Source organism: Rhodococcus sp. FG69, assembly GCF_057808915.1.
This window is the reverse complement of the sequence record NZ_JBMDIX010000018.1, coordinates 83,451-104,913: the sequence shown is the minus strand read 5'-3', so window position 1 is coordinate 104,913 and position 21,463 is coordinate 83,451. Positions and strand designations below refer to the sequence as shown.

The following is a 21,463-nucleotide window of genomic DNA, read 5'->3' as shown; positions in this document are numbered from 1 at the left end:
CCTATGCGCTCGGAGCGCCCACAGCCTCGTTGCCCTGCGCGGCCGAGACGACGAGATTGCTTGACGGCAAAGCACTCCCGGACTTGACTGCTTCGGTCCAGTCCGCTGTGGTGGCCACCGCTGCGAAGTTCGAGTGGTAGAGAACCATCAGCGCCTTGTGCAACTGCTCTGCCGACACGGTTCCGGCCTCGTTCGAGAGGTTGATCGCACCGGTGGCGTCGGACAGGATCTCGGCGGTCACATCGAGGACCTCGGCATCCGCGGCGGTCGCTAGATCGCAGTTGTTGGTCATGTAGCCCGCGATGGTGATGATTTCGACGCCCTCGGCCTTCAACCAGTCGGCGACGTCGGTGCCGGCGAAGACGCTGCCGTACTTCTTCACGACGCGCTTCCACGACGGCTGCAGCTGCGCCTCGATATCCGGGTGCAGTTCGAACGTCGGGGTTCCTTTGACGAACGCGGGCGCTCCCTCGGGCATCTCGTGCTGCACGATGACGACGGGAAGGTCGTGCGCGGCAGCGACTTCGAGCGCACTGACGATATTCGCCAGCGACTCGGTGCGAGGCGGGTACTGAATCTTCAGAACTCCCTCGAAGTACTCCTGCTGGACGTCGATGACGATGAGTGCGCGGCGCGGTGCAGTCATTGTGGTCTCCTGATCGTGGGTGGAAAGTGCTCGGTTCCTATCTTTCGTGCTCACTCTTGCATCCACGAGTGGCACGGATGCATACTTTCGATGGATTTACGCCAACTAGTGGCGCGGTTGAGTGCACCTGGATGCACTTGTTCGTGCCACTGAGGGAGCCGAACATGAAAATCGCGCTGTACGCATTCGACGACATCACGATGTTCCACATCGCCGCCCCACTGATGGTGTTCGGCGAAGTCACCCGCCTCGGCCTGGCGCAAGACTGGGAAACGAAGCTGTGGTCCGACCGTGCGGGCTCGATTCGAACCGAGGAGGGCTACACACTCGGCGACATCGCAGATCCGAGCGTCGTCGACTGGGCCGACATCGTCATCGTTCCATCGTGGCCGGTAACTCTGCCGCCGATCGACGACGCCTTGTCCGCCCAACTCCGCACAGCGCACCAGCGAGGCGTCGAGATCGCCGGGCTGTGCCTGGGCTCGTTCGCGATCGCCGACACCGGCCTGCTCGCGGGCCGGGCCGCCGTCACCCACTGGACCAAGATGGACGAACTCCGCGAACGCAACGCGCATACCGACACTGACGAATCCGTGCTCTACATCGACCACGGAGACGTCATGACGTCCGCAGGCACAGCGTCGTCGATCGATTCCTGCCTGCACATCGTCCGCAAGCACCTCGGGTCCGCTGCAGCCACCCGCGTCGCCCGTAGCCTCGTCGTCGCCCCGCACCGAGACGGCGGGCAGGCGCAGTACATCGAACGCCCCGTGACCACGGCCGCCAACGACACCACCATTGCCGATGTCATGCAATGGGCGCTCGGGCGGCTGCACGAACCGCTGCCGATCGAGCGCCTCGCCGACCGAGCACGGATGAGCCGTCGCAACTTCATCCGGCAATTCCAGAGTGCGACGGGATCCACCCCGGCACGGTGGGTGCTCGAGCAACGATTGAACGAAGCCCGAACGCTATTGGAGACCACAACACGCAGCATCGAGAATGTCGCCGCAGCATGCGGTTTCGGCAGCGCAGTGACGTTTCGACAGAACTTCACGTCGGCATTCGCGGTCGCCCCCTCTGCATACCGAAAGCAGTTCACGGGTGATAGCTAGGTGCCGATCGGATCGTCGGCAAGTGACTCTGTGCCCTACTCCCACCTGCGGGTATCGATAGACGCTAGCGTGCACAGCGCTACCCCACCGGCGTGAATGACAACGACCCGTAAGGAACGAGACCATGTCCGAGACCACAAAAACACGCTGCGCTCCAGGAACCGGAGGCGAGGCGGTGTACTTCTTCGGCGGCATCGGCAGCCTGATCTTCTGGTGGAACGCAGCCGAAGGTCTCGGCGAACACATCGTGGCCATCCTCAAGTCGTTCGTGTGGCCGGCCTTTCTGGTCTACCAGGCCCTCGGTTCGCTGGCGCAGTGACCACAGACCGATACACACGGTCGTTCCCGCTATTCCGGCCTGCTCCCGATCCGAATCACGCTGTGTCCGCGGTGCTCGCTTCCTCGGTTGTCAGAGTGAAGTAGTTCTCCTCTTCCTGCACGAAGTGCAGTCGCAGCAACGCGTACAGGCCGTACAGGCACGCCAGCAGGTCGTCCGACTGATCGGCGCTCAGTCCCCCAGCGGCATCCGCCTGTTCCAGATGAGTGCGCAGGCGGCGGCTGAGCCGGTCGATCTCGGCGTGCATCCGACTCATCGTTGCGGTCGCCTCTCCGCTGCCCAATGGTCCGGCCAGGGCCGGATACAGCTGTTTGTCCTCGGCCTGCTCGTGCGGCAGCAGAGTCTCGAAGAGAAAATCGTCGACGCGGCGCAGTGACACGTGGGCTTGATCGAGGCCTCCGGTCGCGATCAGCTGCGCGGTCTGCCGCAGAATCGACAGTTCTTCTCGCATCTCGTCGTGCTCGTTGGCGAATCGATGAAGCATCTCTGCGGTGTCGTCGGTGAGCGCCACCGTCCGCGCCGGATCGTCGCGCAGTGCACGCAACGCGTTCAAAATCACCGCCACGTCGATACCCTCCTGCAGCAGCGCACCCGCCGCCGGCGGCAACAGCCCGAACGCGGCAAATCCCATGGCAACCAACGACAATGCCATGCCGACCGTTGCGCTTTGCACAGCTATACGGCGGGATCGTCGCGCAATCTCCATGGCGTCGGCAAGACGGTCCAACCGGTCCGTGGTGAGCACGATGTCCGCGGCCTCCGAGCTTGCCGTCGAACCACGCGCGCCCATCGCCACCCCGACCGTCGCGGCAGCAAGGGCAGGCGCATCGTTTACGCCGTCACCGACCATTATCGTCACCGCGGAGTCTCGTTCCGCGCGTACACCGGCAACCTTGCCTGCGGGAGTCTGCTCGGCGTACACGTCATCCAGGCCGAGGATCGCCCCGACGGCCTCCGCGGGTTCGCGTCGGTCCCCGCTGAGCATCACCAACCGTTTCAAACCGGCCGAACGCAGTCGCCGCAACGTTCGGGATGCGTCGCGGCGCAGTGGATCTGCCAGCAACAGCGCCCCGGCAAGGTCACCGCCGACGGTCACCCATGCGATCACTGCACCGTCGAGTGCAGCCCGGTTGAGCACTGCACGCGCCCAGGCCGGCGCATCTGGGCCCAGGTCCAGAGTGCCGACCGTGACTCGCTGACCATCGACTGTGGACGCCACTCCTGCCCCCGCCTCCTCCACGACGTCGGTGGGCATCGACAGTGGCAGCCCACGCATCTTCGCTTCCTGCACGATTGCCTCGGCAAGCACGTGCGGGGACAGTTGGTCTGCGGATGCTGCAAGCCTGAGCACTTCGACCGCGTCGCGCCCCGGAGCTGTGACAATGTCGCCGCTGGTGGGCCGGCCGGTCGTCAACGTGCCGGTCTTGTCCATCACGAGGGTGGTGGCGTGGCCGAGGTTCTCGAGCGCCCCGCCGCTACGGATCACGACGCCGATGCGAGAGGCTCGGGACAGGCCCGACACGATCGCGACGGGCGCAGCGAGCAGCAGCGGACACGGGGTTGCGACGACCAACACCGCCACAGCTCTGGTAGCCGAGCCGCTGGCCAACCAGGCGAGCCCGGCGACGGCAAGAGCCAACGGCAGAAACCATGCGGCCATCCGGTCCGCGAGCCTCACCACCGGAGCGCTTTCGGCTGCGGCCTCCCGGGCCAAGCGCACGATGCCGGCGTAGGTGCTCTCCGCCGCCGTGGCGCGAGCGCGCAGTTCGAACGCCGATCCGGCATTGACTACTCCGCTGCGCACAGCTTGCCCGCTCTTGCGCTGGACGTTCATCGATTCGCCGGTGAGCACCGACTCGTCGAGCACTGCGACCGACGAGGTCACCCATCCGTCGACGGGCACCACTTCGCCCGGGCCGATGACGAGAACCTCTCCGGAAACAACATCGTCAAGAGGTACTACCTGCACCTCGTCGCCGACCCGCCGGCGGGCGGTGTGTGGGACGTGGTCGAGCAACGAGCGCAGATCCTTGGTGGCGCGGCGTTCGGCAGCTGTGTCGAGTGCCCGACCAGAAGCCAGCATGACGCCGATGAGCGCCCCCGCTACGTACTCGCCGACCAGCAGGGTACCGACCAACGAGAGCAGTGCTATGAGGTCGACTCCCACACGACCACGGCGTACGGCGTCGATCACCCACCAGGCGGCGGGCACGATCGCGAAGACGGTTCCAGCAATCCAGCAGGCGTCGGCGACGGCGTCCGCGTCGAGAATCCACGCGATTCCTCCGGCGAGCAGAGCACCAAGGGTCACGGCCAGCAGGATCGGTTCGACTGCACGGCGCAACCGTTCCCGTCCGGGACGCTTCGGCTTCATTCCTGTGGCCCTCCCAATCTCGTGACCTGTCCAGCGCATCCCGATAGTGACGCACCTACCGCGATGGTGAAAGGGCCGAAGGACCCACGCAGTACTCGTCGGCAGATCGAATTGCGCTCACTCTCACTCGAGACTGGTACACAAGAGGAAAAGATCCTCACCCACTAGGGCATTTCGTCACTTGTTCCCCTTCGGGAGAATAGAATTCGCGAGAAATCCAATTGCGAAAGTCTCTGTAACCGAGCCGTTGCGGTAACCGCTCCCCGTATCCGAAGATTCCGCAGCACAGGCGTCGAACATAGTGCGTTGCAATAGATGTCGCCCGTGTATCCGAGATGAGATCAACGGGACGACCGATCACGATTTCGTAGCCGCACGACTATTGCACCGGATCGGACCGCCAATCTTGTTGTTTTTGCGTAGAATCCAATGGGTGCGCATGCTCGTTTCGAGGCCCACGCCTGAGACGTCGACCGCCCAACGACGTTGCCACGAGCCAGAATCCGACCACGATCGGACCAGGAACGAAAAACTGGAGAGCTGTGCCTGTGAGCCAGACCCACAGCAGTCCTGCTCGAACTTAGGGCGCTCACACCTCGGTCGCTTCAGAGCTACAGGAGGGATCCAGCAATGTCGAGCATTACCGTGCGCCAATTAGTGGCGAGAGTATTGGTGGCCGGATCGCTGACCGTGTTGCCGGTCGGACTCGTCACCGTTCCAGCCGCCGCCGACCCGGTCACGCCGGTCGCGCAGAGAGGACACCACGACTGCGATCGAAGTGGTCCGTGGCAGTGGCAACAGAACCGCGGGCAGTGGCAGTGGGGCAATTGCGACGCCCGACGTGGCCACTGGGTGTGGGTATGGGACGACCATCGCCACCACCACGGGGACTGGCAGTGGTATCACCACTGGTCCCCCAGTGCCCCGCCACCACCACCTCGTGCACCGTATGGGGTTCCGTTCTTCGGGAGCTCTTAAGGAACGCGCAGACGCGTTCGAATTTGTCAGGTGCGCGGCTGATTGTCAGCTTTTCAGCGCGCACCTGGCTATTCGGTGCGCAGCTGTAATCTGTTCGGACGATGATGAACGATGTGACCCTGTGGATAATCGCAGCCGGAGTAGAGCTTGCGGCAATCGTCGCGCTCGGCGTACTACTCGTCGTAACCCGCAGACAGCTGACGGGAACGCGACGCGAACTCGAACACGTCCTGGCCGACAAGGGCCGTCGGCGTCGACGACGCGGGGTCGCCCCGTTCGCGATCAGAACGGCGTTTCAGACAGCGGACTCGCTGATCAACAAGGGGATCGGCGCGACGGTGCGCAACTCCGTCGAAGACTTGGCGGGCTGGGCGAAGGTCGAGCGCCCCGACCTCGCGAGAATGACAGCTGACGGCGATATCGTCGTCGTCTTCTCCGACATCGAGGGATCCACCGCGCGCAACGAGGAGTTGGGCGACCGCGGCTGGATGAAGCTGCTCGAACGGCACAACAGGCTGATCACCAAGCAGGTCGAAATCCATGGCGGCCACGTCGTCAAGAATCAGGGCGACGGCTTCATGATCGCGTTCTCCGACGCCGGCCAAGCGATCCGCTGCGGTATCCGAGTGCAAGAGGCTCTGAGCGAGAACCCAGATCGATGGAACCACATCCGAGTGCGCATGGGTGTTCACGTGGGCAGCTCGGTGCGCCGGGGCGACGACCTCTTCGGGCTGAACGTGGCGATGGCAGCGCGGGTCGCGGGCCAGGCCGAAGGCGGCGAAATTCTGGTCAGCGAACCGGTCCGCGACGCACTCGGCGAGGCATACGACATATCGCTGGGCACTCCGCGCGAAGTTGCACTCAAGGGTATGAAAGGCAGATTTCAGTTGTATCCGGTCGAGCTGAGCTTGTCGGATCGATTGCCCGAGCGGCGGACGGACGACCAACAGACCGCTTGAAAGGTCCATCCATACGATCAGATGGCGTGGATGGACCTTTCAAGCGATAGGGCCGGCGAGGCAAAGCCCCAGACGATCGCTCGAAACCCGTCCATCACCGGGTTCACTCGCTGTCGCTACGACCGTCACGTCGACCTCATCCCCGATGGGCCACCTGGTCGGTCACCCCTCACTGGTCACACGTCGACGTGAGGCTGGGTTGCGCTGTCCGGTTCGGTGTGTCGGCCGGTTGAGCTTGTCCGCGGGATCGTGAATACTGCTGCGACACAAGCGATTGCTATGAAGAAGCATGCGAGTGTGTACCAGAGGTTGCCGATCGGATCGCCGTTGTCGGTGACACCGTCGACGGCGGAGAAATAGTCCGGCAGCGCACTCGCCCACAGGATGGCCATCGTGCCCAGGTAGACCAGACTGTAGACACGGACGAACCCGTTGGAATACACCGGCTCGCCCGATTCGCCAACCCGTAGTGCACGCCATCGGCGGATGAGGATTGGGATCGCCACGAGCGCCAGAACAACGAGCTCGGCTAGGTAGAGGACACCACGGACAGTGTCGCTCCCCATACCGAAGACGGTCGCCGGAATCGGCAGGACGAACGTGCCCACGGATGCCAGCAGGCCGATCACCACTGTGCGCCAAACCAATTCGAGACCGGTGAAACGTCGCCCCTGGTCGACCTGACGGCCGACGAAGAACTGGACACACAAGGCCAGCGACATCGGCCATAGGGCGGCGAACACCACGACACTCGGTATCGGGACAGCGTCGAACATCGGTTGGTTCATCGGGTTGTCGGTCGACCATTCCCACCACCGCAACTGGGGGCCAAGGTGATCGAAAATCTCGTAGAAGGCGTGGTGGACGAATCCGACACACACGGCACCGAGGATCACGCCACACTTGCGGAACACGCCGAGCATCCGGACGATCTCGAAGGCCATCGTCGCCATCAGTGGATAGATCGCGACGATGTACAGCGGGAGTCGCCCCCACATGAATTCGACGGTGAACAGATTGTGCGCGAACATCGTGTCGACATGCGCTTCGATCCCGAACGCCGCCGGGAAGTACAGCGGCGGCTCGATGATGAACAGGTAAGCCGTCGCGCCGAACCACACAACCACGTTGGTGGGGTCACCGTGGCGACGTAGGCGCACGATCGCGTACACGAGCGCGAGGACCGACCCGAGCACGATCATGAGCTCGAGCACCGGCAGGGTCCAGTTCTCCAACCCGAACGGGCTGCGAAGCTCGAACAGTCCGCCGGCTTCGCCGCAGGAGAAACCTAGCGCGGTCGAGAGCTGATCGAAGGTAGGTGTGCAGGAATCCGACATCAGATGGTCCTCAGCCCAACCGATCGATCGGAACGGGTAGCGGTGTACCAGCGTGTGCAGTCGTAGCCCTCGTCATAACGCTTGAACCACTCGTCGGCGAACACAGGTAGCTTTTCGTGCTCGGGTTTGTGCCGGGGCATCTGACTCCGGACGGCACCCGAGAGGGCAGCCAACTGTTCACCGAGAGGCAGGCCGTCGAACGCTCGCGGCATCGTCCCCTTGCTCAGATACGGCGCGAAGAATGTGAAGAGCTTCTGCTTTCCCCGATGGGAAGCGAACATCGACAGTGAATCGACCTTGCGGTCCTTGAGCGGCACATGCTGGTTGAATCCCGCACAAGCGATCCGAATCACCTTCATCACGTGGGCAAAAATCGACGGCGCCATCCGCATTCGATAGATCTCGCTACCCACGAGCGCGTCGAAGATGATGAGCGCAGAACTGCGATGCTCGACTTCCTCTACGAAATGCCAGAGGAACAGCGATGCGACACGGTCGTCACCCGGCGCGAACAACGTAGCTTCGTTGTCCAGCATCAGCTTGAACACCGGGGTGAACGTCGCCTCGAGGTCCGCCGTATAGGCGAGTCGATAGTTCAACGGGGTCGCCTCGGTGAGGAGGTCGTACTCACCGAGCACCGCGTCGAGGGTGTTCTGAAGCCCGGGATACTGCTTGATCAGCGCCTTCACGTGCTGCCGATGAGCGGTCGAGTGATGCCCCTCCTGACGCATGAAGGCCATGGCTTCTTCCACGATCCGAGGATCCTTCATCGTCGACTTGGACTGGATGATCGCCTTCACGATCATCTTCTCGAAACCGATCGCCAGGAAAGAGACCGCGTTCGACATGCTCGACCACGCCGGGTTCTGCGGGTTCCACAGGAAAGGGACGTCCTCGTCCTGGAATCCGAAGTCCATCTTCCGGGGCTGAAGATCAGTCATGCGCGACACCTCATCCTTGCTGGCGTAGGGGCGAAGGTCTCAGAGGGTGGCGAGATGAGACCGCAACAAGAGACAAACATACACGATGGCGTCGCTATGTATGTTAATTTGGAATCTCCCACTGGCTGAGCTGAGGCGCCGAAAGGAGCTGTGCCACAGCGGCACCTTCATTCGCGATAGTCTCGGACCTCCAGCGACGAACACCGGAGCCCACCAGGAGAAACGAGGACGAACCGAAGTGGCACGTAGGCGCGGTTGGGGTGGGACACCTCCTGAGAGCGACGAAGAAGCCGCGCGGCGGATCGTTGCTACTGCGGTCGAGCTCATCAGCAGCACGGGCGGCGAGGTCACCATCGCCGACGTCGCGAATTCTCTCGGTGTCATCCGGCAAACTGTCTACCGATACTTCCCTACCGCCGAGGGACTTTTTCGTGCCGCGGCTATCGCCTCCGTAGGCGCCTTCCTCGATCGCCTCACCGATCACGTGCATGGCATCGAAGATCCGGCCGAAGCCGTCATCGAAGCCGTCATCTACACACTCGGCGACGTTCCCAGAACCCCCCAACTGGCCATCATGCTTTCGGGCGCACACTCACACGCCGAGGGCGTCGCCTCGGAGGAAGCCATCATTTTCGGCATGACCATGATCAGGCGCTTCGACGTCGACTGGGAATACCACGGCTACGACGAGCAAGGCCTGCACGGACTCGTCGAACATCAACTGCGAATAATGCAGTCGTTCTTCATCTCCCCGGGAAACCCGCCCCGAAACGAGCACGACCTTCGACGCTACTTGCAACGCTGGCTGGGGCCGGTCGTCGCTCCACGGCACACTGCGACACATCCAATTCCCCACGCCTAATCCTCGAGGTCCAGAGGATGATTCCCGGTGTCGCCTCCGACGAACCGGGCCTCCGACGGCGGATCACCACCGATCGATGTGCAGCACCGTCTCGATCGGATCGCGCGGCGCGACCTTGAACGTCTCACCCGTGTAGTACGCCGTCGGGATCAAGGCACCTTGGTGGAAGCCTTCGGGGATGCCGAGGATATCGGCGATCTCCGCTTCGCGAGCGAGATGGATTGTCGTCCAGGCCGTTCCGAGACCACGAGCTCGAGCGGCCAGGGCATAATTCCACACGGCGGGTAGCAGCGAGCCCCACAATCCTGCTTGATTGCCACTCGGGAGCTCCTTGCCGGCCTCGATGCACGGGATCAACAGGACCGGAACCTCCCCCATGTGTTCGCCGAGCCAGCCCGCGCTGTCTCCGACGCGTTGCTGAACCGATGCGCGCTCGGGGTCGTCCGAGAAGAGGGCCGATGCGGAATGCTTCGAAGCTTGATAGTCCGCGAACAGCTCTTTGTAGATCGCACCGACTCGGGCTCGAAGGCCAGGGTCGGTGACAACAATCCACTGCCACCCCTGCTTATTCGAGCCGGACGGCGCTTGCAGAGCAATCTCGAGACATTCCTTGACCAAGGCCATCGGAACCGGCCGCGTCAAGTCGAGACGCTTACGGACGGTGCGCGTGGTGGTCAGCAGTTCGTCGGGAGTCAGATCGATGATCGGAAACGAAGTCACCCGTCGATCATGCACCATGAGGTCTGGCCGAGATTCTGTCGGCGATCAGGACTCGCCCCGGCGAACGCGCGAAAGGTCCATCCATACGATTGGAACGTATGGATGGACCTTTCAAGCGATCAAGGGCAAGCGATCAAGGGCAAGCGATCAAGGCCGGCTGACAGCTATTTCTGCGCAGCGGCCAGCGCGTCGTTGAACGTCTTGCTCGGACGCATGACGGCGGCGGTGGCCTCCGGGTCCGGGAAGTAGTACCCACCGATTTCGACGGGTCCGCCCTGGACCTCGCCCAGCTCCTTGACGATGGTGTCTTCGTTGTCGGACAGCGCCTTTGCCAGTTCGGCGAAGTGCTGCGCGAGCTCCGCGTCCTCGGTCTGTGCGGCGAGCTCCTGTGCCCAGTAGAGCGCGAGGTAGAACTGGCTTCCGCGGTTGTCGAGTTCGCCGGTCGAGCGTGACGGTCCCTTGCTGTTCTCGAGCAACTTGCCGGTCGCCGCGTCCAGTGCCTTCGCGAGCAGAGCCGTCTTGGTGCTGCCGGTCTTGCGACCGAGGTCTTCGAGACTGACTGCGAGAGCGAGGTATTCACCGAGCGAATCCCACCGAAGGTGGTTCTCCTCGATGAGCTGCTTGACGTGCTTGGGTGCAGATCCGCCTGCACCCGTCTCGTACAGGCCGCCGCCTGCCATGAGCGGCACGATCGAGAGCATCTTCGCGCTGGTGCCCAGTTCGAGGATCGGGAACAGGTCGGTGAGGTAGTCACGAAGAATGTTGCCGGTTGCGGAGATGGTGTCGAGGCCGCGGACCAGACGCTCCATCGTGTACCGAATCGCGCGAACCTGCGACATGATCTGGATGTCCAGACCCTCGGTGTCGTGATCCTTCAGGTACTTACGCACCTTGCCGATCAGCTCGTTCTCGTGCGGGCGGTACGGATCGAGCCAGAAGACGACCGGCATTCCCGACTCGCGTGCGCGTCGCACAGCCAGCGCAACCCAGTCCTGAATCGGCGCATCCTTGACGATGCACAGACGCCAGATGTCGCCCTCTTCGACGGTCTGCGTCAGCAGCACCTCACCGGTCGCGATATCGGTGATGTTGGCGATGCCTGCCTGCGGCACCTCGAAAGTCTTGTCGTGCGAGCCGTACTCCTCGGCCTTCTGAGCCATGAGACCGACGTTGGGGACGGTGCCCATCGTCGTGGGATCGAACTGGCCGTTGGTCTTGCAGAAGTTCACCATCTCCTGGTAGATCCGGGAGAAGGTCGACTCGGGGTTGACTGCCTTGGTGTCCTTGGGACGGCCGTCGGCACCCCACATCTTGCCGCCGGCGCGAATCATGGCCGGCATGGATGCATCGACGATGACGTCGCTGGGCGAGTGGAAGTTCGAGATGCCGCGTGCCGAGTCGACCATCGCCAGCTCCGGGCGCGTCTCGTGGCACTTGTGCAGGTCTTCGATGATCTCGTCGTGCTTGGAGGCCGGAAGCGTCTCGATCTTGCTGTACAGATCCGACAGGCCGTTGTTGACGTTGACGCCCAGCTCTTCGAAGAGCTCGTTGTGCTTGGCGAACGCGTCCTTGTAGAACACGCGCACGGCGTGGCCGAACACGATCGGATGCGATACGCGCATCATCGTCGCCTTGACGTGCAGAGAGAACATGACGCCGGTGTCGTAGGCGTCCTGCATCTCGTGCTCGTAGAAGTCGAGGAGTGCCTTCTTGCTCATGAACATCGAGTCGATGACGTCACCGTCGGTGAGCGAGACCTTCTCCTTGAGGACGATCGGCTCGCCGTCGGCGGGCAGCAGTTCCATCTTGACCTCACGGTCGCCGTCGACGACCGTCGACTTCTCGCCGTGGTAGAAATCGCCCTCGCGCATGTGCGCGACGTGGGTGCGCGACGCCATCGACCATTCGGTCATGCTGTGCGGGTGCTTGCGGGCGAATTCCTTGACGGCCTTCGGCGCACGGCGATCCGAGTTACCTTCGCGCAGTACAGGGTTGACCGCGCTGCCCAGACACTTGGTGTAACGGTCGCGAATCACGCGCTCTTCGTCGGTCTTGGGATTGCCGGGGAAGTCGGGGATCGCGTAGCCCTTGTCCTGAAGCTCCTTGACGGCAGCGAGCAACTGCGGCACCGAAGCACTGATGTTCGGAAGCTTGATGATGTTGGTTTCGGGGAGCTGCGTCAGGCGGCCGAGCTCGGCCAAGTTGTCTGTGACGCGCTGGTCTTCGGTGAGGTAGTCGGGGAATTCTGCAAGTATCCGGTTGGCAACTGAGATGTCACTGGACTCGACGTTGATATCGGCCGCATCGGCAAACGCGCGGATGACAGGAAGAAACGCGTGCGTCGCGAGCATCGGCGCTTCGTCGGTCAATGTGTAGATGATGGTTGGCTGCTTGTCTGTCATATTCGCCTTTGCCTCAGTTTCAACGTCGTCTTTTGGATACGTTCACGTCCAACTTTAATCTTCCGACGCCGCGCTGTGCGGGGCAGTGGCATATCACTCGATTCGGCGCCCGAAGTTACTGACGGGTAGGACATTCATGCCTCGGCGAGATCGAGGTTGTGCCTGCATTTCGACGACATTCGCGACATAACCTCGATGTCGGCGGGGCTCAGGACCGTCGGAACTTGCGGTAGCCCACGACCTGGCTCACGACGAGCGGGGCTGCGGTAAGGAAGACCGCACCGAGCAGAACCCAGAACATCATGGCGACGTCCGGAGCCCAGAGCGCCATCACTGTCGGCGTTGCCCCGACGAGCATGGGCACGCCGAGGTACACACCGACCACTGCAGCCCCAGCGACGACCGCAACGATCAGCACACGGACGGCTGCACCGGCGAACGAACGCGCTTGCGTGCGTCCGCTCGCCACGCGGTACACCGACCACACGATCCAACCGCTCAACAGCGCGACCACGCCCAGCAGAACACCGAGCACGATCGGAGCCATCGATCCAGGCAGATCGGAGATCGATCCGTCGACGACGAGAGTCGTCAGGTTCCGCCCCACGGCAGCGATCCGCTCGGCTTCGATCTCGCCATATCTGTTGGTGGCCAACACCATTGCCACATCTTCCCCCGGCACCAACGCTACATAGGTGTAGTAGCCGGGCACCGCGCCCGAATGCCACCACACGTCCTGTCCGCCGATGCTCTCGTGGAACAACCCGCTCCCGTACGTCGTTCCCTGGCCCGTATTCACCTCGGCCATGGCAGCTTCGCCGCCCTGCAGCTCGGCCAACCGCCAGGCCGCATAGCGCCCCAAGTCCTCGATGGAACCTGCAAGGTAGCCGTAGCCGAGCCCCGCTGCGTCGACGCCGACATCGATCGCTCTCGCCGAGCCGAAGAACGGCACATGACCGGGTGGGACGGATCGCACGAAATTCTCGGGGTCGGTGATCGTCGTCGTGGCGTCGGCGGGTTCCAACACCTCCTGCTCGAGAGCGTCGGCGAACGATTCGCCCGTGGCCATCTCGACCACGGCCTGCAGTAGCAGGTAGTTCAGGCTGGAGTAACGGAACGTGCCGCGGGCAGAGACACCGTCGGGTTCGGGCATCGTGGCCACCGCATCGGCTGCCGATTCCCGACGCGTCCAGTCGTCGGTGACGGTGATGTCGTGCGGGAGTCCGCTGGTGTGATGGATCAGGTCGCCGACGGTTACCGCTGAGCCGCCGAGCAGCTGCCGGGCCTGCGGGACGATGTCGACGACGCGTGCATTCTCGTCGACGACGCCGTCGCGTTCGAGTCCCTGGACGGTGGCTGCCGTGAGCTGCTTGGACACCGACCCCCACACGAACGGGGTGGCGCTGTCGACGGGCAATCCCCTGCCGTCGACGCCGGTCGACGCCTGCGCCACAACACCTCCGGAATCGACGATCTGTGCCGTCATTCCCGGCGCCCCGATCCCCGACGCCCACCCGTCTACGGCGTCCTGCAGGACGGCGGGCTGGGTGTCCGCGGTTGCCCGGACAGGGCCGACCGCCGCGAGTGCGCCGACGATCACCACAACCCACAGCATCACCAGCACTGGCCGTGCGCCCGTGGGCATCGCGTCCGCTCCCCTCTCGTGTGAAGCTCTGTCGGCAGATATCTTTCGCACGGTATCGAGCACGGCTCGCGCAGTCGATAGGCTCGCTACCAAGGTGCACCGTGCGCTACGACCTAAGTAGTAGGAGGAGGGCGGACGTGAGCGTCGATTCCGATCGCCTCGTCCAGGCCGCTGTCACCGCGTACCGCGAGCTACTGATCGGCTCGACGGTTCTCTCCGACGAGGCGGTCGCAGGTCAGCTCGCACTGCAGGCCGAGAGTGTCGTGCGCGCTGTAGCCCGACAGTTGTCGTCGACCGAAGATGACGAATCCGTCCCCGATATGAGTGCACGGATCGGCAGCGAGCGCGCCCGGTCCCGCATTCACCCGACGCAGTCACTCCGCGCTGCGTCGCTGATGTTCGAGGCACTGTTCCCGGTTCTCGCCGACGCGTTGGAGGCGTCTGGAGCACCACTGTCCGTCGTCGAACTGGGTACTGCACTCGAACGCGAAATCCAGCAGCGCGTGGCAGTCGGCGCACTACCGTACGTCGACTATCTGCTGACCAGCTTGCTGTCCTCGCAACACGACGAACGCAGCCGCATTGCCCGTGATCTGCACGATCGCATCGCTCACGGAATGGGCGTCGCGCTGCAACAACTCGATCTGTTCGACCACTACAGATTTCGCGACCACGACCGAGCCGAGGAACATCTGGCCGCGGCACGCACGTCGATCGTGTCCAGCGTCGACATGACCCGTCAGTTGTCGGCGGACTTGTGGGTCACCATGCCCGGCGACACCTTGAGCGAGGCGCTCGCGTCGTACCTCGACTCGACAGCTCCCGAAGGCACACGGACCAGCCTGGAAATGCTCGGCACACAACCGCACCTGCCCGACGAGGTGGCCGCGGAACTGTATCTGCTCATCCGAGAAGCCCTGCGCAACGCACTGATTCACGCGCACCCCACTTCGATCGACATCGAACTCATCGCCGAAGCCGACCTGTTCCGCGCAGTCATCAGGGACAACGGCGACGGATTCGACGTCGACGCAGTCACCTCGGCAAAGCCCATAGGCGGACTCACCTCGATCCGCGAACGAGCGGAGATGCTGGGTGGACGGGCGTCGATCACCTCGATTCCCGGCGCCGGGACAACCGTCGACGTGCACTATCCGGTGGCCACCGTTGCGGGTCAGCGGTGGTGACGCCCAGCAGGCAGCCGTTCCGTGTCGTCATCGCCGACGACCACACGTTGTTTCGTGACGGGCTGGCAGCGTTGATCGAGTCGGATCCGGGGTTCGTCGTCGTCGCTCACTGTCCCGATGGCACCACCGCGATCGACGTCGTCACCGCACAGGTTCCGGATGTCGCGGTGCTCGACATCGAAATGCCCGGACCCGGAGCATATGCAGTGGTGAGCGCGATCCGCGCGAAGGCACCGTCCGTGGCCGTGGTGATTGTGTCGATGCACCAGGATCCGCGCACCATGCGAGATCTGCTCGACGCGGGCGCGTCGGCGTTTCTGTCGAAAACTGTTGCACGCGAACAGTTGATCGCCGGGCTCCACTCGGTGCTGCGCAGTCCCGACGACGTACTCGTGTCGTCGTCACGCGAGTCCGTCGTCGCAGCTTTGAGGCCCGCGCCTCATCCGCTGTCGCCGCGGGAAGTCGAGATCGTCAGGCTCGTCGCCGAGGCCAGAACGAACGGCCAAATCGGCAGCGAGCTCGGCATCACCGAGTCGACCGTCAAGCGGCACCTGACGAACATCTTCGCGAAATTGGGTGCCGTGTCCCGAGTCGACTGCGTCCGCAAGGCGTCGGCCCTCGGCATCCATTGAAAGAACTGTGAACAGGTAACGATCCGCTGACCGAAAACGAACCTGAGGGTATGTCAAACAATGTAGTCCGCGCGATGCTCGCGACCGCCGCATCCGTCGGCCTCCTGTCCGTGGCCACGATCCCAGCCGATGCTGCTCCCCTCCCCATCGACACGCTTGTCGCCGTCGAGCAGGCGTTGCAACCTGCCGCGATGCCGATCGGATCCAAGACAGCCGAATCGGCTCTGATCGCGGTGCGCAAGATCGCCGAAGGCGGACCGCGATACAACTACTTTCCCCGGTCGATACAGCTGTCCGAGGGCACCACGCAGCCGTTCCTGTACGACACGGCGGCAGCGGACTGCCTGCCCAGCGGCTTCGAACCCGACGACTACTCCGTCGGAATCGCCCAGGCCATCGCCGGTCCGGCCGTCGACGAGAGCCTTCCTGTCCCGGTGATCCCACCTGGAACGGTCAACGTCTTCTTCAGCGCGATGAACACCGCGATGTCCTCGCCGCTTCAAGCGGACAACCTCGAGGTCGCCTGGGTCAATCTGAACACCATGCAGTCGGGCCGCGCTCCGATGTTCCAGGAGCGGCCAGCGGACTACATCGTCACGTTGTCCAACACCATTGCAACCGGCAGCGGCACAATCGTTTTCGTCGTCTTCGGTAGCGTTCTCGACAACACGAGCAACGGTCTGCCACCGTGTGAGTTCGCGCCGGTGGTCGGCGTCGTACGGGCCTGACCCATCGCCGAGCGCATTCTCCTCGTCATCACGCTCGGCTAGGGTGAAGCACGCAAACCGGACACTCTGACGATAAGGCTCTTGAAGATGGCAATCGACTACACCCGCAAGCCTTCGACCCCGACGCAACCACCGGTCAGCCTGAGCAAGGTGACGCTGTCGAAGGCAGCCCCATCGATCAGCCTCACCAAGTCCGGAGAATCCCAGGGCTCGATGCGCGTCAACCTGAACTGGTCGACGGGAGCCGCGGCACCGGAGCCGAAGAAGAAGGGATTTCTCGCGAAGTTGGCGGCGGCGTCGTACGGGTCGGGTGGCGTCGATCTCGATCTCGGCTGCCTCTACGAGCTCGCCGACGGCTCCAAAGGCGTCATCCAGGCCCTCGGCAACAGCTTCGGTGCGATCGATCGTGCTCCGTTCATCGCGCTGGACGGCGACGACCGCTCCGGCACCGTCACCGGCGGCGAGAACATGCACATCAACCTCGCCCGACCCGACATGTTCAAGCGCATCCTGATTTTCGCGATGATCTACGACGGTGCACCCAACTGGGCCGCTGTCGACGGCGTCGTCACCCTGTTCCCCACGTCGGGACCGCAGGTGGAGGTCAAGCTGGACTCGGAGAGCAACTCTGCACGAATTTGTGCAATTGCGTTGCTGGAGAGCGGCAAACAGGGCGTCACCGTCACTCGCCAGGTCGAGTACATCCAGGGCAGCCAGTCCGATCTGGACAAGAAGTACGGCTGGGGAATGAAGTGGGCGGCGGGGCGTAAGTAGCTACCTACGCTCGGTGCGCGCCCACCGAGGACTCGTCCTCGGTGACGCTGTATGCGAGGTGCCCGCCGATGAAGCCACCGAGACCGGCAGCGCTGAGGCCTGCTATCGCGAGGCCTTTCGCCACTGCATCGGTGCGCGTCCGTCGGCGCATGAAGGAAGCCAGAAAAAGGAAGACTCCGGCAGCGTTCGCCCCGGCGTGAATCAGTCCGACTCGACGCGCACGTGGGCCGCGCGTCGACCAGTCGGCCCACCCGGTTGCGAGGGTCGGCGGCGCCGACACGAGACCGAGGCCGATGAGGCGCTGCGCGGCCTTGGACTCGGATCCGGCCAGGTCGAGCACGACCGCGCTGGTCCACGCACCTACCGTGACGTTCACCAGAGCTGGGTGGATCGGATGCCCCACGAAGGTGCCGCGCAGCACTCCGCCGATCGCACTCCCGTCCAGCGCGGGCCCGAGAAGCCTATGGATGGCATCGCCTTCCTTGTCCAGGAACGACGCGGATTCGAGACTGTTCATCACACCGGGGAGGCTCATACCGTCGCGGGTACCCCGACAGCGGCGGCACCAATCAGGGCGGCATGACCCGAAATCCTCGTACACTGTACGGTAATCTGTCGGAATGACTTCGCTGGAAGCTCTGAATACGATCGTTGTCCGAGGCGCCCGAGAGAACAATCTGCACGACATCGACCTGGACCTTCCCAAACGCACACTCATCGTCTTTGCCGGCGTCTCCGGTTCCGGCAAGTCCTCCCTGGTCTTCGACACGATCGCGGCCGAAGCTCAACGCCAGATCAACTCGACGTTCACAGCATTCGCGCAGGCGTTTCTCCCGTCCTACGGTCGACCTGACGCCGACCTCATCGCCAATCTGTCGGCGGTGATCATCGTCGACCAGAAGCGTCTGTTCGGTGGGCCGCGCTCGACCGTCGGCACCATCACCGACATCGGCGACTGGCTACGAATGCTGTGGTCACGCGGGGTGAAGCCGTCCATCGGCTATGCCAACGCTTTCTCGTTCAACGACCCGGCAGGCATGTGCCCCGAATGCGATGGACTCGGTGAGGCGAAGGTCGTCGACATCGACGAGCTTGTCGACGAGTCGAAGTCGCTGCGCGAGGGCCCCTTCAAGCATCCGGACTTCGAACCCGGCAAGTGGCCCTACCGGGTGTTCGCCGACTCCGGATTGTTCGACCTGGACGTTCCCATCGAGCAGTACTCCGCCCGCGAACGACACATCTTCTTCGACGCCAAACCCGGCGAGATCGAGGTGGTCAACGCCGACGCAATCATGAAGAGCTACGAGGGCATCGTCTCGCGTTTCCGGCGTAGCTACCTTTCCAAAGACGCAGACGCGCTGAAAGGCAAAGCCAAAGCCGCCTTCGACCGGATCGTCACCCGCGGAACCTGCCAGTCGTGCGGTGGCACGCGCTACAACGACACGATCCGCAACGCGACCCTCGAGGGGCTTTCGCTGCCCGACGCCTTCGCCATGCAGGTCTCCGATCTCGCCGACCGTATCGAAGGATGGACGCTGAAGGACCTGGACACGTTCAGCGCCGAAATCGTGGTGCAGCTCCGCAGACTCGTCGACCTCGGTCTGGGCTACCTCAGCTTGGACCGCGCAACCTCCTCGTTGTCGGGTGGTGAATCGCAGCGCATCAAGATGGTTCGCCATCTCGGTGCGACGCTCAACGACATGCTCTACGTGTTCGACGAGCCCACGACCGGACTTCACCCTCGCGATGTGCACCGCCTGAACGACATGCTGCTTGCGTTGCGCGACAAAGGAAACACGGTACTCGTCGTCGAGCACGATCCAGAGGTGATGGCGATCGCCGACCGAATCGTCGAAATAGGTCCTGGTGCAGGAAAAGCCGGGGGCACAGTCGTGTTCGAGGGCACGTACGAGCAGCTGCGGAATGCGGACACCAGAACCGGCAAAGCTCTTCGCCGCGACGGTGCAGCACTGCGAACGCCGCGTACACCCACGGGCTTTCTGCCCATCACCGGCGCCGACACCCACAATCTGCGCAATGTCAGCGCGGAGATTCCGCTCGGTGTTCTGACGGCAGTCACCGGGGTCGCGGGCTCCGGCAAGTCCAGCCTGATCCACGGCCATCTACGGTCCGTGGCCCCTGATGCGGTAATCATCGATCAGGCTCCGATCCGCGGATCTCGCCGCTCCTCCCCCGCGACCTACTCCGGTTTGTTGGATCCGATCCGTGCGTACTTCGCCAAGAAGACCGGTCAACCCGCGTCACTGTTCTCACCGAACTCCGACGGCGCGTGCCCGGATTGCCAGGGCAGCGGGATCATCTTCACCGATCTGGGGTTCACGGATCCGGTGTCGAGCACGTGTGAAACGTGCCAGGGTAGGCGTTTTCGGCCAGGAGCCATGAGGCATACCGTCGACGACATCAGCATCGCAGACGTGTTCGAGATGTCCGTCGAGGACGCGCAGGACTTTTTCGAGGTCAAGAAGATTCGCGACATCTTGCATCGCTGCTCGGACGTCGGCCTCGGTTATCTGTCTCTGGGGCAGAATCTTTCGTCACTGTCCGGCGGCGAACGGCAGCGCCTCAAACTCGCCACCGAACTCGTCGGTTCGTCGTCGATTCTGGTTCTCGACGAGCCGACCACCGGTTTGCACCCGTCGGATGTCTCGAACCTCATCGCCCTGTTGTCCGGCATGGTCGACGAAGGCCGCAGCGTCATCGTGATCGAGCACAACCTCGATGTCGTTGCGGCGGCGGACTGGGTCATCGACCTCGGGCCGGACGGCGGGTTGGGCGGCGGCGAAGTGGTGTTCACGGGAACGGTGGACGACTTGATACACGCCGATACGCACACGGGGACTTACCTGGCCAAGAGTCTGGGGCGCTGACGCCGGCCGTCACCGCCTCAGTGGGGCGTCACGCGACAAACGCAGCCTCTCGCGCAGGGGTGGGCTTTCGAGCAGGAGTCGGGCGTCTACGTCCGCCAATGCTGCACGCGCCCAGCTGTTTTCCCTACACCAGGAAATCAGCGCCATCAACGAATTCGGATCGACCGCAAGTTCGTGTGCACGGACAACGATGGAATTGTGGGTGTCGTCGCGCTGCAGAGTGCGCTTCGGAACGAGACGGGCGGACTGGATTCGAATGATCGGGTTCCGGACAACGTACATGTTCACCCGCACGTAGAAGATTTCTGCTTTGACACCATCGATGTCCTCCCAACGTAAGAACTCTCGAGTGCGCTCCGGTCCCCGGAGGCCGAACCGCAGCGAACTCCGCAGAATCCCGTCCACGTGTAGCGAGACCTGGGTGCGCCGCAGCATCGATACCGTGATTGCGCTCGCGAGAGCAAGAAGGCCTGCGAAAAGTCCGAACCCGCCACCGGAAGCAAAGAGAAACCACGCCAGCGCCAGCAGGCCTGCGACCAGGAACCCTCGCGATTTGCGGCGCACCAGCACGCCCGGACCGTACTGGGCGTCGTCTATCGGCCCCACCGATTTCGGCACACGAGACCTGGACAGTCCTGCCAGGGTCAGTCCCACCGACACACCCCCGGTCAGGAACAGAACGAGTGCGATTCGCTGCGCCAACTCGCCCCAGGCGTGATCGGCGAGCAACACGGGAATTGTCACAACAGCCAACACGACCACAGCACCCGACCCGGCAGCAGCGAGCAACCACAACAGATTCAAGGGCCTCGGCCAGTGCGGACGCCATTCAGGTCGATGGAGCACCTCGTTCGTGGAATCGTCGTTCGTCATCCGTCCTCCGTCTCGGCCACAGGTGGCACTCGATCTGTTGGACGCGGGCGGCGATCGAACGGTTC

18 protein-coding genes are annotated in these 21,463 nt (G+C 63.2%); 9 read left to right on the top strand and 9 right to left on the bottom strand.

Features of this window, described 5'->3' with window-relative positions:
- Position 1 precedes the first annotated feature (1 nt).
- Positions 2 to 646 carry an isochorismatase family protein gene (locus tag ACODSO_RS15830; RefSeq protein ID WP_489037680.1) on the bottom strand — a complete coding sequence of 215 codons (645 nt, stop codon included), beginning with the start codon at positions 644 to 646 and terminating at the stop codon, positions 2 to 4.
- A 164-nt stretch (positions 647 to 810) separates the two neighbouring features.
- Between ACODSO_RS15830 and ACODSO_RS15825 the strand changes: the two genes are divergently transcribed.
- On the top strand, positions 811 to 1,761 hold the full coding sequence (locus tag ACODSO_RS15825; protein WP_489037678.1) for a GlxA family transcriptional regulator: 951 nt from the start codon (positions 811 to 813) through the stop codon (positions 1,759 to 1,761).
- Between the two features lie 124 nt (positions 1,762 to 1,885).
- A complete protein-coding gene (locus ACODSO_RS15820) occupies positions 1,886 to 2,080 on the top strand; it encodes a hypothetical protein (protein ID WP_489037676.1) in 195 nt (64 codons plus the stop codon).
- Positions 2,081 to 2,135: 55 nt separating this feature from the next.
- On the opposite strand, the gene ACODSO_RS15815 is transcribed toward ACODSO_RS15820, so the two are convergent.
- Complete coding sequence (locus ACODSO_RS15815) at positions 2,136 to 4,472, bottom strand: heavy metal translocating P-type ATPase (protein ID WP_489037674.1); 2,337 nt, start codon at positions 4,470 to 4,472, stop codon at positions 2,136 to 2,138.
- Positions 4,473 to 5,554: 1,082 nt separating this feature from the next.
- On the opposite strand from ACODSO_RS15815, the gene ACODSO_RS15810 reads away from it, so the two are divergent.
- The gene (locus ACODSO_RS15810) at positions 5,555 to 6,409 is read left to right on the top strand and encodes an adenylate/guanylate cyclase domain-containing protein (RefSeq protein ID WP_489037705.1); all 855 of its coding nucleotides are present in this window, start codon (positions 5,555 to 5,557) and stop codon (positions 6,407 to 6,409) included.
- A gap of 176 nt (positions 6,410 to 6,585) precedes the next feature.
- On the opposite strand, the gene ACODSO_RS15805 is transcribed toward ACODSO_RS15810, so the two are convergent.
- Both ACODSO_RS15805 and ACODSO_RS15800 read right to left on the bottom strand, forming a co-directional pair.
- Positions 6,586 to 7,746 carry a hypothetical protein gene (locus ACODSO_RS15805; protein WP_489037672.1) on the bottom strand — a complete coding sequence of 387 codons (1,161 nt, stop codon included), beginning with the start codon at positions 7,744 to 7,746 and terminating at the stop codon, positions 6,586 to 6,588.
- Positions 7,746 to 8,687 carry a metal-dependent hydrolase gene (locus tag ACODSO_RS15800; protein WP_489037670.1) on the bottom strand — a complete coding sequence of 314 codons (942 nt, stop codon included), beginning with the start codon at positions 8,685 to 8,687 and terminating at the stop codon, positions 7,746 to 7,748. Before ACODSO_RS15800 ends, ACODSO_RS15805 begins: the two co-directional genes overlap by 1 nt.
- 238 nt (positions 8,688 to 8,925) lie before the next feature.
- On the opposite strand from ACODSO_RS15800, the gene ACODSO_RS15795 reads away from it, so the two are divergent.
- A complete protein-coding gene (locus ACODSO_RS15795; protein WP_489037668.1) occupies positions 8,926 to 9,549 on the top strand; it encodes a TetR/AcrR family transcriptional regulator in 624 nt (207 codons plus the stop codon).
- 63 nt (positions 9,550 to 9,612) lie between these two features.
- Here ACODSO_RS15795 and ACODSO_RS15790 read toward each other — a convergent pair whose 3' ends face one another.
- The 3 genes from ACODSO_RS15790 to ACODSO_RS15780 all read right to left on the bottom strand — a co-directional run bounded on the left by ACODSO_RS15790 (position 9,613) and on the right by ACODSO_RS15780 (position 14,316).
- Positions 9,613 to 10,269: a nitroreductase family protein gene (locus ACODSO_RS15790; RefSeq protein ID WP_489037666.1), complete on the bottom strand. Its 657-nt coding sequence runs from the start codon at positions 10,267 to 10,269 to the stop codon at positions 9,613 to 9,615.
- A 164-nt stretch (positions 10,270 to 10,433) separates the two neighbouring features.
- Entirely contained in the window at positions 10,434 to 12,671 is a 2,238-nt protein-coding gene (locus ACODSO_RS15785) for an NADP-dependent isocitrate dehydrogenase (protein ID WP_068376444.1), read from the bottom strand.
- Between the two features lie 208 nt (positions 12,672 to 12,879).
- Entirely contained in the window at positions 12,880 to 14,316 is a 1,437-nt protein-coding gene (locus tag ACODSO_RS15780; protein WP_068376449.1) for a serine hydrolase domain-containing protein, read from the bottom strand.
- 137 nt (positions 14,317 to 14,453) lie between these two features.
- Between ACODSO_RS15780 and ACODSO_RS15775 the strand changes: the two genes are divergently transcribed.
- The 4 genes from ACODSO_RS15775 (at position 14,454) to ACODSO_RS15760 (ending at position 17,637) form a co-directional block, all read left to right on the top strand.
- Positions 14,454 to 15,503, top strand: a complete 1,050-nt coding sequence (locus ACODSO_RS15775; RefSeq protein WP_068376441.1) for a sensor histidine kinase — start codon at positions 14,454 to 14,456, stop codon at positions 15,501 to 15,503.
- A complete protein-coding gene (locus ACODSO_RS15770) occupies positions 15,500 to 16,135 on the top strand; it encodes a response regulator transcription factor (protein ID WP_068376447.1) in 636 nt (211 codons plus the stop codon). The genes ACODSO_RS15775 and ACODSO_RS15770 overlap by 4 nt, the downstream gene beginning before the upstream one ends.
- Before the next feature lie 50 nt (positions 16,136 to 16,185).
- On the top strand, positions 16,186 to 16,863 hold the full coding sequence (locus ACODSO_RS15765) for an Rv1157c family protein (protein WP_068376439.1): 678 nt from the start codon (positions 16,186 to 16,188) through the stop codon (positions 16,861 to 16,863).
- An 87-nt stretch (positions 16,864 to 16,950) separates the two neighbouring features.
- Complete coding sequence (locus ACODSO_RS15760; RefSeq protein ID WP_068376437.1) at positions 16,951 to 17,637, top strand: TerD family protein; 687 nt, start codon at positions 16,951 to 16,953, stop codon at positions 17,635 to 17,637.
- Positions 17,638 to 17,641: 4 nt separating this feature from the next.
- On the opposite strand, the gene ACODSO_RS15755 is transcribed toward ACODSO_RS15760, so the two are convergent.
- The gene (locus ACODSO_RS15755; protein WP_068376435.1) at positions 17,642 to 18,172 is read right to left on the bottom strand and encodes a DUF2231 domain-containing protein; all 531 of its coding nucleotides are present in this window, start codon (positions 18,170 to 18,172) and stop codon (positions 17,642 to 17,644) included.
- Positions 18,173 to 18,257: 85 nt separating this feature from the next.
- Between ACODSO_RS15755 and ACODSO_RS15750 the strand changes: the two genes are divergently transcribed.
- Entirely contained in the window at positions 18,258 to 20,525 is a 2,268-nt protein-coding gene (locus ACODSO_RS15750; RefSeq protein ID WP_068376433.1) for an ATP-binding cassette domain-containing protein, read from the top strand.
- Positions 20,526 to 20,534: 9 nt separating this feature from the next.
- Here the strand turns inward: ACODSO_RS15750 and ACODSO_RS15745 are convergent, their stop codons facing one another.
- Entirely contained in the window at positions 20,535 to 21,398 is an 864-nt protein-coding gene (locus ACODSO_RS15745) for a hypothetical protein (RefSeq protein ID WP_489037661.1), read from the bottom strand.
- Between the last annotated feature and the right edge of the window lie 65 nt (positions 21,399 to 21,463).